The following is a 14,925-nucleotide window of genomic DNA, read 5'->3' on the forward strand; positions in this document are numbered from 1 at the left end:
GAGCGATTGTCAGTGGTGTGGTGCACGGTGGATGCCAGATCCGAACCGGCCGAGCTGGAGGGGGCCTCAGCCATGACTGTGTCCGTGCGACCGACCACCGCCGAGACCGACCGCGCGCAGAATGCCCAGGCGTTGCGACCGCATGCCGAGCACGCCTTCGCGGCCGAACTCGCCGCGCTCGCCGCGCACGACGACCGCCCGCGCCCGGCCCGCTGGAAACTGTCGCCGTGGGCGGTGGCGACGTACCTGCTCGGCGGCACCCTGCCGGACGGCACGGTGATCACACCCAAGTACGTGGGCCCGCGCCGCCTCGTCGAGGTCGCCGTCACCACGCTCGCCACCGACCGCGCCCTGCTCCTGCTCGGCGTGCCCGGCACCGCCAAGACCTGGGTGTCGGAGCACCTGGCCGCGGCCGTCAGCGGCGATTCGACGCTGCTGGTGCAGGGCACGGCCGGCACACCGGAGGAGGCGATCCGGTACGGCTGGAACTACGCGCGGCTCCTCGCCCACGGCCCGAGCAGGGACGCCCTCGTGCCCAGCCCCGTCATGCGCGCCATGGCCGAGGGCATGACGGCCCGTGTGGAGGAGCTGACCCGTATCCCGGCCGACGTGCAGGACACGCTGATCACGATCCTGTCCGAGAAGACCCTGCCCGTCCCCGAACTGGGCGAGGAGGTCCAGGCGGTCCGCGGGTTCAATCTCATCGCGACCGCCAACGACCGCGACCGCGGGGTCAACGACCTCTCCAGCGCCCTGCGCCGCCGCTTCAACACCGTCGTGCTGCCGCTGCCGGAGAGCGCCGACGCCGAGGTCGACATCGTCACCCGGCGGGTCGAGCAGCTCGGCCGCTCCCTCGACCTGCCGGCCGCGCCCGACGGCATCGAGGAGATCCGCCGGGTCGTCACCGTCTTCCGTGAGCTGCGCGACGGCGTCACCGCGGACGGCCGTACGAAGCTGAAGTCACCGAGCGGCACCCTGTCCACGGCTGAGGCGATCTCCGTCGTCACCAACGGCCTCGCGCTCGCCGCCCACTTCGGCGACGGCGTGCTGCGCCCGGGAGACGTCGCCGCGGGCATCCTCGGCGCGGTCGTCCGTGATCCGGCGGCCGACCGCGTCGTCTGGCGGGAGTACCTGGAGACGGTCGTCCGCGAGCGCGAGGGCTGGACCGACTTCTACCGCGCCTGCCGAGAGGTGAGCGCATGACCGGCGCCGACGGAGGCACGGCCTGCGACACCTGGCCGCTGCTGCTCGGCGTACGGCACCACGGGCCCGGTTCCGCGCGCGCGGTACGGGCCGCGCTGGACGCCGCACGCCCCGCCGCCGTCCTGATCGAGGGCCCGCCGGAGGCCGACGCGCTGATCCCGCTGGCCGCCGGTCCCGGCCTGCGGCCCCCGGTCGCCCTGCTCGCGCACGCCGTGGACGAGCCCGGCCGCTCGGCCTTCTGGCCGTTCGCCGAGTTCAGCCCCGAGTGGGTGGCCATCCGGTGGGCGCTGGAGCAGGGCGTCCCGGCCCGCTTCTTCGACCTGCCGGCCACGCACACGCTCGCGTGGGAGGACGGGGAACCGCCCGCGTGGGAGGACGGGGAACCGCCCGCGTCCGGACCCGGCGTCGCGGACGACCGCCAGGGGCCCGGGCTCGGCCCCGCCTCCGACGGCGACCGGATGCGCGTCGATCCGCTGGCCGTGCTCGCCGAGGCGGCCGGACACGACGACCCGGAGCGCTGGTGGGAGGACGTCGTCGAGCACCGGGGACCGGGCGCGCGCGACCCGTTCGCACCGTTCGCCGCGGTGGCGGAGGCCATGGGCGCGCTGCGCGAGCGGTACGGCGCGGGCGGGCGCCGCCGGGACCTCGTCCGCGAGGCGCACATGCGGCTGCGGCTGCGGGAGGCGCGCAAGGAGTTCGGAAGCGCCCTGGCCGTGGTGTGCGGGGCCTGGCACGTGCCCGCGCTGCGCGAGAAGACCACCGTCACCGCCGACCGGGCGCTGCTCAAGGGGCTGCCCAAGGTCAAGACGGACCTGACCTGGGTGCCGTGGACACACCGTCGGCTGGCCCGGGCCGGTGGATACGGCGCGGGCATCGACTCGCCCGGCTGGTACGGACATCTCTTCCGCGCCCCCGACCGGCCGGTCGAGCGATGGCTGACCAAGGTGGCCGGGCTGCTGCGCGAGGAGGACCGGATCGTCTCCTCTGCACACGTCATCGAGGCGGTACGGCTCGCGGAGACCCTGGCGGCGCTGCGCGGCCGTCCGCTGCCCGGCCTCGCCGAGACCACCGACGCCGTGCGCGCGGTGCTGTGCGACGGCTCGGACGTGCCGCTGGCGCTGGTGCACGACCGGCTGGTGGTCGGGGACGTCCTGGGCGAGGTCCCGGAGTCGGCGCCCGCGGTGCCGTTGCAGCGCGACCTGGCCCGGCGGCAGCGCTCGCTGCGGCTCAAGCCCGAGGCGCAGGAGCGCGAGCTGGAACTGGACCTGCGCGGTGAAACCGACGCCGGGCGGAGCCGGCTGCTGCACCGGCTGCGGCTGCTCGGGGTCGGCTGGGGCGAGCCGGCCCGGTCCCGGGGGAGCACGGGCACCTTCCGGGAGACCTGGCTGCTGCGCTGGGAGCCCGAGCTGTCGGTGCGGGTCGCCGAGGCGGGCGTGTGGGGGACGACCGTCCACGCGGCGGCCCGCGCCAAGGCCGAGGCGGACGCGACGGCTGCGCGTGCCCTCGCCGACGTGACCGCGCTCGCCGAGCAGTGCCTGCTGGCCGGGCTGCCGGACGCGCTGCCCGTGGTCATGCGGGTGCTCGCCGACCGGGCGGCCCTGGACACCGACGTCGGGCACCTCGCCCAGGCACTGCCCGCCCTGGTCCGCTCGCTGCGCTACGGCGACGTCCGCGGCACCGACACCGGCGCGCTGGCGGAGGTCGCGGCGGGCCTCGCCGAGCGCGTCTTCGTCGGCCTCCCCCCGGCCTGCGCCGCGCTCGACGCGGACGCGGCGGACGAGATGCGCGGCCATGTGGACGACGTGCACACGGCGGTCGGCCTGTTGACGGAAACCCTGGCCGGCACAGCGACGGGAGGCGCCGACGGCGCCAGCGGGGAGGAGGCCGGCGGCCGGGACCAAGCCGGCGCGGAGGGGGACGGCGGTCGTCACGAGGACGGCCGGGACCACGGCGACGGCGGAGGCGGTCGGGAGCAGGGAGGTGGCTGGGCGGAACGCGACGGCCGGGTCCACGACGGCCGGAGCCGTGGTGGTGGGCTGCGGGAGCGTTGGCGGGCCGTGTTGCGGGTGCTGTCGTCGCGGGACACCGCGCCCGGTGTCATCCGGGGGCGGGCCGTGCGGCTGCTGCTGGACGAGGGTGCGCTGCGGCCGGAGGAGGCGGCCCGGCTGATGGGGCTGGCGCTGTCGCCGGGAACCCCGCCCGCCGCTGCCGCCGCCTGGATCGAGGGTTTCGCCGGAGGCGGGGGCGGACTGCTGCTGGTCCACGACGAGCGGCTGCTCGGCCTGCTCGACACCTGGCTGACCGGGGTGCCGGCGGAGTCCTTCACGGACGTCCTGCCCTTGCTGCGGCGCACCTTCGCGGCGTACGAGCCGGGGGTGCGCAGAACGCTCGGCGAACTGGTCCGGCGCGGCCCCGGCGAAGGGCCGGGCGGAGCCGCCGCCCGGGGAGCCGGGATCCCCGGCTTCGCCGCCGAACCGGACACCGCACGCGCCGACGCCGTGCTGCCGGTGCTGCGACTGCTGCTCGGCCTCGACGCGGACCGGGACACGGCGCACGCCACCCCGAAGGTCACACCGCACGGCCGGACCCCGGACGACAAGCGGGACGGAAAGCAGGACCGAAAGCAGGACGGCAAGCGGGACGGAAAGCAGGACGACAAGAGGGACGGAGAGCAGGACGACAAGCGGGACGGAGAGCAGGACGACCACCGGACCGGCGGACGGGCCGGAACGTCCGGTGCGACGCACGGCGGCGCGGACGACCACTACGGCCTCACGGGGGTGGGCACATGACGCACACGACGACAGGACCGGCATCGGCGCCGGACCAGGCGCTCGACCCGGCGCGGGAGCGTCTGCGGCGCTGGCGGCTGGTGCTCGGCGGAGACCAGGCCGACGGCACCGGATGCACGCTGTCCGGCCGGGACGCGGCGATGGACGGCACGCTCGCCGCGCTCTACGGCAGGAGCGACAGAGCGCAGTCGGGCCGGGACCGGTCGGCGGGGCTCGGTGCCTCGGCGCCGTCCGTCGCGCGCTGGCTCGGGGACATCCGCGGCTACTTCCCGTCCTCCGTCGTCCAGGTCATGCAGCGCGACGCCATCGACCGGCTGGGCCTGGCCTCGCTGCTGCTGGAACCGGAGATGCTGGAGGCGGTGGAGGCCGACGTGCACCTGGTCGGCACGCTGCTCTCGCTGCACAAGGCGATGCCGGACACCACGAAGGAGACGGCGCGCGCGGTCGTGCGCAAGGTGGTCGAGGACCTGGAGAAGCGGCTCGCGACCCGTACCCGGGCGACCCTCACCGGCGCCCTGGACCGCAGCGCGCGCGTGCAGCGACCCCGCCACCACGACATCGACTGGAACCGGACCATCGCGGCCAACCTGAAGCACTATCTGCCCGAGTACCGCACGGTCGTACCGGAACGGCTCATCGGTCACGGGCGGGCCGCGCGGTCGGTGAAGAAGGAGGTCGTGCTCTGCGTCGACCAGTCCGGGTCGATGGCCGCGTCGGTGGTGTACGCGTCGGTGTTCGGGGCGGTCCTGGCCTCCATGCGGTCGATCAGCACCCGGCTGGTCGTCTTCGACACGGCGGTCGTCGATCTCGCCGACCAGCTGGACGACCCCGTGGACGTGCTCTTCGGCACCCAGCTCGGCGGCGGCACGGACATCAACCGGGCGCTGGCCTACTGCCAGGGGCAGATCACCCGGCCGGCCGAGACCGTCGTGGTGCTGATCAGCGATCTCTACGAGGGCGGCATCCGCGACGAGATGCTGAAGCGGGTCGCGGCGATGAAGGCGTCCGGCGTGCGGTTCGTGACGCTGCTCGCGTTGTCGGACGAGGGGGCGCCCGCGTACGACCGGGAGCACGCGGCGGCGCTCGCCGCCCTCGGCGCACCGGCCTTCGCCTGCACACCCGACCTGTTCCCCGAGGTGATGGCCGCGGCGCTGGAGAGGCGGCCACTGCCGATGCCGGACGCGGCGTGACGGCGGACCGGCGTGACAGGGGGCCGACGGGGGCACCCGGTACCGGAGTGGGCGGCGACGCAAGCTCCGCGGGGTCGCCGCACCCGGACGACCGAACGCCATCGGGGCGCCCGGGCGGAGCCCCGCGGAAGGGGTGGGTGGTCCCCATTGGGGTGGGGATCAAGCGCCCCGGCCCCGGGACGACCCGGAGCCGTCGGGGGTCTCACCGGGTCCACCCCAGCCCGGTGAGGCCTCGCACCTCACCCGGGGGTACGCGGCGTGACCCATACGACGGCACGCTGTGCCAGGAATGAGGGCATCATGTGACAGGTATCACCGCTCAGGTGTGACCCTCGATTTAGGGTGCCCCCGCAAGCGGCGATAACCTGCGAGACGGACATGCCGCGCGCTCGGACACCGTGTGCGCTCCCCTAGTGACAAGCGGACGTCACGTTGCCCTTCGCGGCACGCCCACGCATCCAACGAACCGCGAGATCACTGATAGGGACGGAAGCGCGTGGACCTGTTCGAGTACCAGGCGAGGGACCTCTTCGCCAAGCACGATGTACCGGTGCTGGCCGGTGAAGTCATCGATACGCCTGAGGCGGCGCGCGAGATCACCGAGCGGCTGGGCGGCAAGTCCGTCGTCAAGGCGCAGGTGAAGGTCGGTGGTCGCGGCAAGGCCGGTGGCGTCAAGCTGGCCGCCTCCGCGGACGAGGCCGTCGCCCGCGCGACGGACATCCTCGGCATGGACATCAAGGGCCACACGGTCCACAAGGTGATGATCGCCGAGACCGCCCCGGAGATCCTCGAGGAGTACTACGTCTCCTTCCTCCTCGACCGTGCCAACCGCACCTTCCTCTCCATCGCCTCCGTCGAGGGCGGCATGGAGATCGAGGAGGTGGCGGCCACCCGTCCGGAGGCCGTCGCCAAGATCGCGATCGACGCCATCGACGGCGTGGACGAGGCCAAGGCCCGCGAGATCGTCGAGGCCGCCAAGTTCCCGGCCGAGGTCGCGGACAAGGTCGTCAACGTCCTGATCAAGCTGTGGGACACCTTCATCAAGTCGGACGCCCTCCTCGTCGAGGTCAACCCGCTCGCGAAGGTCGCCTCCGGTGACGTCATCGCCCTCGACGGCAAGGTGTCGCTCGACGAGAACGCCGAGTTCCGCCACCCCGAGTACGAGGAGCTCCACGACAAGGACGCGGCCAACCCGCTCGAGGCCGCGGCCAAGGCGAAGGGTCTCAACTACGTCAAGCTCGAGGGCGAGGTCGGCATCATCGGCAACGGCGCCGGTCTCGTCATGAGCACCCTGGACGTCGTCGCGTACGCCGGTGAGAACCACGGCGGCGTCAAGCCCGCCAACTTCCTGGACATCGGCGGTGGCGCCTCTGCCCAGGTCATGGCGAACGGCCTGGAGATCATCCTGGGCGACCCGGACGTCAAGTCCGTGTTCGTGAACGTCTTCGGCGGCATCACCGCCTGTGACGAGGTCGCCAACGGCATCGTCCAGGCCCTGAAGCTCCTGGAGGACCGCGGCGAGAACGTCTCCAAGCCGCTCGTCGTCCGTCTCGACGGCAACAACGCCGAGCTGGGCCGGCAGATCCTCACCGACGCGAACCACCCGCTGGTGCAGCGCGTCGACACCATGGACGGCGCGGCCGACAAGGCCGCCGAGCTGGCCCACGCCGCCAAGTAAGCACTCAGGACGAGGACACAACACACCATGGCTATCTGGCTCAACAAGGACAGCAAGGTCATCGTCCAGGGCATGACCGGCGCCACGGGCATGAAGCACACCAAGCTCATGCTCGGTGACGGCACCAACGTCGTGGGCGGCGTCAACCCGCGCAAGGCCGGTCAGAAGGTCGACTTCGACGGCACCGAGGTACCGGTCTTCGGTACCGTCAAGGAGGCCATCGAGGCCACCGGCGCCAACGTCTCCGTCATCTTCGTGCCGGAGAAGTTCACCAAGGACGCGGTCGTCGAGGCCATCGACGCCGAGATCCCGCTGGCCGTCGTCATCACCGAGGGCATCGCCGTGCACGACACGGCGTCCTTCTGGGCGTACGCGGGCAAGAAGGGCAACAAGACCCGGATCATCGGCCCGAACTGCCCCGGCATCATCACCCCGGGCCAGTCGAACGTCGGCATCATCCCGGGCGACATCACCAAGCCGGGCCGCATCGGCCTGGTGTCGAAGTCCGGCACGCTGACGTACCAGATGATGTACGAGCTGCGGGACATCGGCTTCTCCACCGCCGTCGGCATCGGTGGCGACCCGATCATCGGCACCACGCACATCGACGCCCTGGCCGCGTTCCAGGACGACCCCGACACCGACCTGATCGTCATGATCGGTGAGATCGGTGGCGACGCCGAGGAGCGCGCGGCCGCGTTCATCAAGGAGAACGTGACCAAGCCGGTCGTCGGTTACGTCGCGGGCTTCACCGCGCCCGAGGGCAAGACCATGGGCCACGCCGGCGCCATCGTCTCCGGTTCCTCCGGCACCGCGCAGGCCAAGAAGGAAGCCCTGGAGGCCGCGGGCGTCAAGGTCGGCAAGACCCCGACCGAGACGGCCAAGCTCGCCCGCGAGATCCTGAGCGCCTGAGTCTCCAGCCGGCCTTTCCCGGTCGGCTGCCGGTGGGCCCGCCCCCTGAGGGGACGGGCCCACCGCCGTCTCCGCCCACGGCGCCACCAAGCCGACGGAGCCGCCGAGGCCAACGGCGCGGCGGCTCCCCGGAGGCGCGGGGAACTGTGCGAGCGACCACGACGGCGCCGCACCCGGCCGCTGCCACGAGGCGCCACGGCGGGTCGCTGACGGCCGGTACCTCGCGGTGCCACGGCGGGTGCCGACTCGTCAGCGGGTGTCCGGTGTCAGTCTTTCCGGGCCGCTCGCCTCCGATCGGTGGAGCTTCGTGCGCAGCGCCTGCTCCTCCTGCGACAGCGGACCCAGCCCGGCAGGGGGCGGAACTCCGTGAACCGCCTGGGCCGGGGCCACCGGCGCCTCGTACCGCGTCGGTGCCGTCCTGAGCGTGAGCGCCGTCGCGCCGATGATCGTCACCGTGAACGCGATCGCCGCCCGGGTCCAGAAGACGTTCCGGCGTTCGCAGCCGGTCCGCACGGTCGGCGGCCTGGGCGCGCTCAGCCGCTCGGCCGAGGCCAGCACGAGCAGCCGGCGATGGAGCTCGGCGGGATCGGCCAGCTCCGGCACCCGCGCGGCCACCGCCTCCCGCGCGTGGGTCAGCCGGGTCGCCGCGGCCGGTGTGCTCGCCTCCGTCTCCGCCGCCGTCTCCGGCAGGTCGAGGCCCACACCGTCGTACAGCACCAGCGTGCGCCGGTACGACGGCGGCAGCGTGAGCAGCGCGTGCAGCAGTTCCCGCGCGGCCGGGTCGGCGGGCGGGGGCTCCGGGGACCGGTAGCGGGGGCGGAAGCGGTGCCAGGGGGAGAGCGCGCAGTCGTACGCGACTGCCCGCACCCAGCCGGCCGGATCCCGGTCCTGGGCCACCTCCGGCCAGCGCTGCCAGGCCAGCTGGAAGGCCCGTTCCACGGCCTCCCGGGCCAGCTCCCGGCGCCCGCTGAGCAGATACGTCTGGCGTACGAGGGCGGGGGCGCAGAACGCGTACAGCGCGTCGAATGCCTGATCGGGCGTCAGGGGCTGGGGAGGGCCGGACGCGGCGGGCACGTCGGCCTGTTGCTCCGGTTCCGCCGTCGGGGTGGCCGGACTCGTCCGCGCCGACATTTTATGATCCGGCGTCAGCGCGCCGGAGCGGCGCAGGCGTCGGCGTCTGCCCGTCGGTGGCGGCGGGCCGGCAGGGGTCTGCTTCGTCGTCACCATGCGCCCTTTCGTGCGATAAAGAACATAAACGTATATTGAGCGACACTTCGGGGGTTCGCCTGTTACGCCGGGAAAGCGCGTGTCGTTGGGAGCATGGCGGTGTGATCCGGATGACCGCTCGCCACTCGTCGTTGTCGCCCCTGCGCTCCCGGCTGCGTGACCGCTCGCCCGGCCTCGCCGCCGGCGTGCTGAACGGCGCCGTCGCGGCCGGTCTGGGCCTCGGCACCCTCGCCGTGCTCGTCATGATGCTGTGGGTCAGCTCGCCGTATCCGGACAGCGGGCCGGACGGGGCGCTGCACGTCGCCGCCGCCCTGTGGCTGCTGGCGCACGGCGTGGAACTGGTCCGCGTCGACACGCTCTCCGGTGCGCCCATGCCGGTCGGTGTCGCCCCGCTGCTGCTGCTAGTCCTGCCGGTGTGGCTGCTGTACCGGGCGGCACGGGACGCCACCGACGCGTCCGGCGACCCGGACGGCCCGCCGCCGGTGCCGGCGCGTACCGCGTGGGCGGGCGTGGTCCTCGGCTATCTGGGTGTCGGCGTCGCGGTGGGGCTGTACTGCTCCAGTGGTGAACTGCGGCCGGAATGGACCTGGGTGACGGTGTGTCTGCCGGCCGTCGCGGCGAGCGCGGCCGGCGCCGGGGTGTGGGCGGCGTACGGCTGCCCGCGCGAACCCCTGCTGCGCGCGCTCGGGGTGCTGCCCGGGCCGGTGCGGCGGCTGCTGTTCGGCACGGACGAGCGGGCCCGGCTGGGCGCGGCCGTGCGGGCCGCCGGTGCCGCGACGGCGGTGCTCTTCGGGGGCGGGGCCCTGCTGGTCGGGGGGTCGCTGGTGTGGCACGGCGACCTGGCGCGGGCCTCGTTCCTGCAGCTGACGGCGGGGTGGACCGGGCGGTTCGCCGTACTCCTGCTCGGTGTCGCGCTGATTCCCAACGCCGCGGTATGGGCCGCGTCCTACGCGCTCGGCCCCGGCTTCGTCCTCGGCGCCGGCCACCTGGTCAACCCGCTCGCGTCCCACCCCGCCCCGCTGCTGCCGCCGTTCCCGCTGCTGGCCGCGGTGCCGGAGCCGGGCGTCGGCACGCAGCAGAACTGGGCGGTGGGGCTGGTGCCGGCGGTGGCCGGGATGACGGCGGGGTGGTTCGTGGCGCGGGCGGCGGTACGGCGGGCGGAGCCCGGGGAGCGGGCGCGGGCCCGCTGGACGGCCGCCCGGACCTGCGGTGTGGTCGTGCTGACGGCGACGGTCTGCGCCGTGTCGCTCGCCCTCCTCGCCCTGCTGGCGGGCGGCAGCCTGGGGGAGGCCGCACTGGCCCACCTCGGCCCGCTGTGGTGGCTGACCGGGGGAGCGGCCGGCGTCTGGACTCTGGTCTTCGCGCTGCCGGTGGCGCTGGTCGCGCGGGCCTGGCGACTGCGCCGCCGACGCCCGCGTCAGGGCGCCATCCCGGCGCAGGGGACGGGGGCGGGGGCAGGGGGTACGGCGGTGAAGGGACCGCCGGCCGCCGACGGGGCGAAGGCCGGCAAGGCGGCCGTGGCGCCGGTGCCCGCGCCCACGGCGGAGGCGGCGGCGGAAGCAGGGAAGACGGTGACCGCGGAGAAGGCGGGACCGGCGGGGCCTGAGAGCACTGCGGGCAACGAGGGTACGGCGGGGACCGAGAGCACTACGGGGACCGAGAGAACCGCGGGGAACGGTACGGCGGTGGCGGCGGCGCCGGTTCCGGAGGCGGCCGATGCCGTCGGCGAGGCGGCGCGCACCGACGGTGTGCCGGCGGCCAGGGCCGACGGGACCGCAGGCGAGGGGGCGGACGCGGTCGGCGGGGCCGCCGGTGGGAGCGGCCTCTGGGCCACGTCCAAGAACGCGGGCAAGGAGAAGGAGACGCTGGGGGAGAAGGCGGCGGCGTCCACCGGGAGGGCGGCCTCGCCCGGTACCGCCGAAGTCGCGGAGGAGGACCTGTACGACTTCGTCCCCGCCGAGGACCCGTTCCCGACCCCGTTCTCCGAGCCCTTCCCCGCGGACTGGCACGACGACGTCGCCCGCGCCTCCCGCTGGGCGGCCCTGAGGGCGGCCGCGTCCCGGGACGCGGCCGGAACCGCTCCCTGGCCGGCCGCCGAGCCCCGGTCGGAGACTCACTCGAGGTCCCGGCCGGAGTCGGACCCCGAGCCCCGGCCGGAGTCCCGTCCCGACCCGCGTCCCGACTCCCGGCCGGACCCCGCCGAGTGAGCGGCCCCCGTCGTGCGGGCGGCCCTGTCGAGCGACCGGACCTGCCGTGTGGGCGGCCCCGTCGAGTGAGCGGCCGCCGTCGAGTGAGCGGCCTCAGTCGTCCTGCGTGCCCAGGACGCCCCGCAGCTCCCGCGGGAGCAGGGTCTCGCAGGACTGCTTGGCCTCATGGGTGAGGGCGTCGCCGACGCAGGTGTAGTAGTCGCGGTAGACCAGCTGGACGGTGAACGTCGAGGCCACCAGGACCAGTGCCAGGGACGCCGTGACCAGACCGCTGACGGCCGCCGTCCGCTGCGGCTTGCCGACCGCCGCCGGTGCCGCCGGTGCCGCCGGGGCGTCCGGGGACGGGCGGCGCGGCTTGGCGCGCAACGCGCTGCTGCCCCAGTACAGGGCCAGGGCGCCCAGCAGCAGGGCCACGTACGGCCAGCTGAACAGGGCGAAGAAGACGGCCCACATGCCGGAGAGCAGGGCGTACCGCGCGCGGCGCTGGGCCGGGTCCGTCGGATCCCAGCGCATGCCGGGGCCCTGCGGTCCGCCGGGCCCCTGCGGTCCGCCGCCCGGCCGCTCGCCGAACCCACCGGGGGAACGGCCCGGCTGCCGGTCGCTCCACTGACCGCCCCAGGGCGCGCCACCCTCGGGCCCATGACCACCGCCGGGCCCCTGCCCCGGCCCGTGACCCGGACCCTGTCCAGGCCCGTAACCCGGCTGTTCCTGCCCCTGTCCCTGACCCTGCCCCGGGCCGTAACCCGGCTGTCCCTGTCCCGGAGGGCCCCAGCCCGGAGCGTGACCGTGTCCATGGCCGGGCGAGCCACCGGGGTGACGGGGCTGCCACGGCCGGTCCGGCGCGCCCTCCGGCGGCGGCGCGAACGGATTCTCTTCCCGCGACCCACCGTCTCGCCCGGAACCGCCCTGCCCGGAACCGCCCTGTCCCGGACCGCCCTGCCCTGAGCCGTCCGCGCCGGAGCCGCCCTGGCCCGAGCCGCCGTTCCCGGCACCGCCCTGGCCGGAGCCCGGTCCGCCCTGGGGCGTCTGCGCCGGAGGCGAGGCCGGACGCTCCCGCAGCAGTGCGGCGCCCCTCTCGCCTCCCTGGGCCGGGCGCGGCGGGAACGTGAGGAGTCGCAGGCTGCGATCGGGCATCAAAAGAGCGTCTTCCCCTAGGTGACTACGGCAGTCCGACGTGAGCTTCCACCCCGTGAACGCACCGCACGACGACCGCGTTCCCGAGGTTGCTCTTTCGTGATTCCGTGCGAACGCTACCTTCCGGCCGGCCACCCGTCCCGGGGGGCCCGTCCTGAGTGCCGGTATCGTTGCTGGCGGTCGGCCGCTTCGTAGACTTCCCCGTATACGAGGGCGCGAAGCATTCGTACGACTGTACAAACCGGCCGTACACGGATCGCAACCCGAGAAAGGGCCCCATCGTGGCCGCCACCTCCGCCGGCCCGGCAGCCAAGCGCCTCGTCGTGCTGGTCTCCGGCTCCGGCACCAATCTGCAGGCGCTGCTGGACGAGATCGCCGCCGCCGGCGTCGAGGCGTACGGAGCCCAGGTCGTGGCCGTCGGCGCCGACCGCACCGGTATCGAGGGGCTGGCCCGCGCCGAGCGCGCCGGGATCCCCACCTTCGTGTGCAAGGTGAAGGACCACGCCTCCCGTGCGGAGTGGGACGCCGCCCTCACCGAGGCCGTGGCCGGGTACGAGCCCGACCTCGTGGTCTCCGCGGGTTTCATGAAGATCGTGGGCAAGGAGTTCCTGGCCCGCTTCGGTGGACGCTTCGTCAACACCCATCCCGCCCTCCTCCCCAGTTTTCCCGGCGCCCACGGCGTCCGTGACGCGCTCGCGTACGGCGCAAGGGTCACCGGCTGCACCGTCCACTTCGTCGACGACGGCGTCGACACCGGGCCGATCATCGCTCAGGGCGTGGTCGAGATCCGGGACGAGGACGACGAGAGCGCGCTGCACGAGCGCATCAAGGAAGTCGAGCGAAGGCTGCTCGTCGAGGTCGTGGGGCGGCTCGCCCGCAACGGCTATCGCATCGAGGGACGAAAGGTAGTTATCCAGTGACCGCCGAGAGCAACAAGCGGGCCATCCGTCGCGCGCTGGTCAGCGTGTACGACAAGACCGGCCTGGAGGAGCTGGCCCGCGGGCTGCACGAGGCCGGTGTGGAGCTGGTCTCCACCGGGTCCACGGCCGGCCGGATCACCGCCGCCGGTGTCCCCGTCACCAAGGTCGAGGAGCTGACCGGCTTCCCCGAGTGCCTGGACGGCCGGGTGAAGACACTGCACCCGAAGGTGCACGCGGGCATCCTCGCCGACCTGCGTCTGGACAGCCACCGCGAGCAGCTCGCCGAGCTGGGTGTGGAGCCGTTCGACCTGGTCGTCGTCAACCTCTACCCGTTCCGGGAGACCGTCGCCTCCGGCGCCTCGCCCGACGAGTGCGTGGAGCAGATCGACATCGGCGGCCCGTCGATGGTCCGCGCCGCCGCCAAGAACCACCCGTCCGTCGCCGTGGTCACGAGCCCCGGCCGGTACGCCGACGTCCTCGCCGCGGTGCAGGACGGCGGCTTCGACCTCGCCGCCCGCAAGCGCCTGGCCGCCGAGGCCTTCCGGCACACCGCCGAGTACGACATCGCGGTCGCCTCCTGGTTCGCCTCCTCGTACGCCCCCGCCGACACCGCGTCCGACAGCGGCTCCGCCGCGGGCGCGTTCCCTGAGTTCATCGGCACCACTCTGGAGCGCGCGCACACCCTGCGCTACGGCGAGAACCCGCACCAGCCCGCCGCCCTCTACACCTCGGGCGAGGGCGGCCTCGCGGCGGCCGAGCAGCTGCACGGCAAGGAGATGTCGTACAACAACTACACGGACACGGACGCCGCGCGCCGTGCCGCGTACGACCACACCGAGCCCTGTGTCGCGATCATCAAGCACGCCAACCCCTGCGGCATCGCGGTGGGCGCGGACGTCGCCGAGGCGCACCGCAAGGCGCACGCCTGCGACCCGCTGTCCGCGTTCGGCGGCGTGATCGCGGTCAACCGGCCGGTCAGCAAGGAGATGGCCGAGCAGGTCGCGGAGATCTTCACCGAGGTCATCGTCGCCCCGGACTACGAGGAGGGCGCGCTGGAGGCCCTCACCAAGAAGAAGAACATCCGCGTGCTGCGCTGCCCCGACGCCCCGGCCCACCCGGTCGAGGTCAAGCCGATCGACGGCGGTGCGCTGCTCCAGGCCGCCGACCGGCTGCAGGCCGAGGGCGACGACCCGGCCAACTGGACGCTGGCCAGCGGTGAGGCGCTGTCCGCCGCGGAGCTGGCCGAGCTGGCCTTCGCCTGGAGGGCGTGCCGCGCGGTGAAGTCCAACGCGATCCTGCTGGCCAAGGGCGGTGCCTCGGTCGGCGTCGGCATGGGCCAGGTCAACCGCGTCGACTCCTGCAAGCTGGCCGTCGAGCGGGCCGGCGAGGAGCGGGCCCGGGGTTCCTACGCGGCCTCCGACGCCTTCTTCCCCTTCCCCGACGGCCCGGAGATCCTCATCGGCGCCGGTGTCCGGGCGATCGTCCAGCCGGGCGGCTCGATCCGGGACGAGCAGGTCGTGGAGGCCGCCAAGAAGGCGGGCGTGACGATGTACTTCACGGGCACGCGCCACTTCTTCCACTGAGCCACCACCCGCGCCGAGCGTTCCCACGCTGAGCGTGCGCCGCACCGAGCGGTCCGGTCCCGCCCGTCCTCCGACGGGC

General features: G+C 73.9%; 9 protein-coding genes and 1 pseudogene. 8 read left to right on the forward strand and 2 right to left on the reverse strand.

Going from position 1 to position 14,925, the window contains the following annotated elements; all coding sequences use genetic code 11:
- Window positions 1-72 precede the first annotated feature (72 nt).
- The 5 genes and pseudogenes from FHS34_RS14075 (at window position 73) to sucD (ending at window position 7,775) form a co-directional block, all read left to right on the forward strand.
- The gene (locus tag FHS34_RS14075) at window positions 73-1,203 is read left to right on the forward strand and encodes an ATP-binding protein (RefSeq protein WP_184964896.1); all 1,131 of its coding nucleotides are present in this window, start codon (window positions 73-75) and stop codon (window positions 1,201-1,203) included.
- Window positions 1,200-3,731, forward strand: a pseudogene (locus FHS34_RS14080) (DUF5682 family protein); the annotation flags it as partial. The gene FHS34_RS14075 and the pseudogene FHS34_RS14080, both read left to right, overlap by 4 nt.
- Before the next feature lie 260 nt (window positions 3,732-3,991).
- Window positions 3,992-5,185: a VWA domain-containing protein gene (locus FHS34_RS14085; RefSeq protein WP_184964897.1), complete on the forward strand. Its 1,194-nt coding sequence runs from the start codon at window positions 3,992-3,994 to the stop codon at window positions 5,183-5,185.
- A gap of 496 nt (window positions 5,186-5,681) precedes the next feature.
- Complete coding sequence (sucC, locus tag FHS34_RS14090; RefSeq protein ID WP_184964899.1) at window positions 5,682-6,863, forward strand: ADP-forming succinate--CoA ligase subunit beta; 1,182 nt, start codon at window positions 5,682-5,684, stop codon at window positions 6,861-6,863.
- Between the two features lie 27 nt (window positions 6,864-6,890).
- The gene (sucD, locus tag FHS34_RS14095; RefSeq protein WP_184964901.1) at window positions 6,891-7,775 is read left to right on the forward strand and encodes a succinate--CoA ligase subunit alpha; all 885 of its coding nucleotides are present in this window, start codon (window positions 6,891-6,893) and stop codon (window positions 7,773-7,775) included.
- A 249-nt stretch (window positions 7,776-8,024) separates the two neighbouring features.
- Here the strand turns inward: sucD and FHS34_RS14100 are convergent, their stop codons facing one another.
- Entirely contained in the window at window positions 8,025-9,002 is a 978-nt protein-coding gene (locus FHS34_RS14100) for an RNA polymerase sigma factor (RefSeq protein ID WP_184964903.1), read from the reverse strand.
- A 110-nt stretch (window positions 9,003-9,112) separates the two neighbouring features.
- Between FHS34_RS14100 and FHS34_RS43795 the strand changes: the two genes are divergently transcribed.
- Window positions 9,113-11,209, forward strand: coding sequence for a cell division protein PerM (locus FHS34_RS43795; protein ID WP_221508880.1), 2,097 nt, complete (start codon window positions 9,113-9,115; stop codon window positions 11,207-11,209).
- A 93-nt stretch (window positions 11,210-11,302) separates the two neighbouring features.
- On the opposite strand, the gene FHS34_RS14110 is transcribed toward FHS34_RS43795, so the two are convergent.
- A complete protein-coding gene (locus FHS34_RS14110) occupies window positions 11,303-12,343 on the reverse strand; it encodes a hypothetical protein (RefSeq protein WP_184964907.1) in 1,041 nt (346 codons plus the stop codon).
- 281 nt (window positions 12,344-12,624) lie between these two features.
- Between FHS34_RS14110 and purN the strand changes: the two genes are divergently transcribed.
- Window positions 12,625-13,263, forward strand: coding sequence for a phosphoribosylglycinamide formyltransferase (gene purN / locus FHS34_RS14115; protein WP_184964909.1), 639 nt, complete (start codon window positions 12,625-12,627; stop codon window positions 13,261-13,263).
- A complete protein-coding gene (gene purH, locus FHS34_RS14120) occupies window positions 13,260-14,846 on the forward strand; it encodes a bifunctional phosphoribosylaminoimidazolecarboxamide formyltransferase/IMP cyclohydrolase (RefSeq protein ID WP_184964911.1) in 1,587 nt (528 codons plus the stop codon). The genes purN and purH overlap by 4 nt, the downstream gene beginning before the upstream one ends.
- Window positions 14,847-14,925 lie beyond the last annotated feature (79 nt).

It is taken from the genome of Streptomyces echinatus (genome assembly GCF_014203595.1).
Lineage (GTDB): Bacteria > Actinomycetota > Actinomycetes > Streptomycetales > Streptomycetaceae > Streptomyces > Streptomyces echinatus.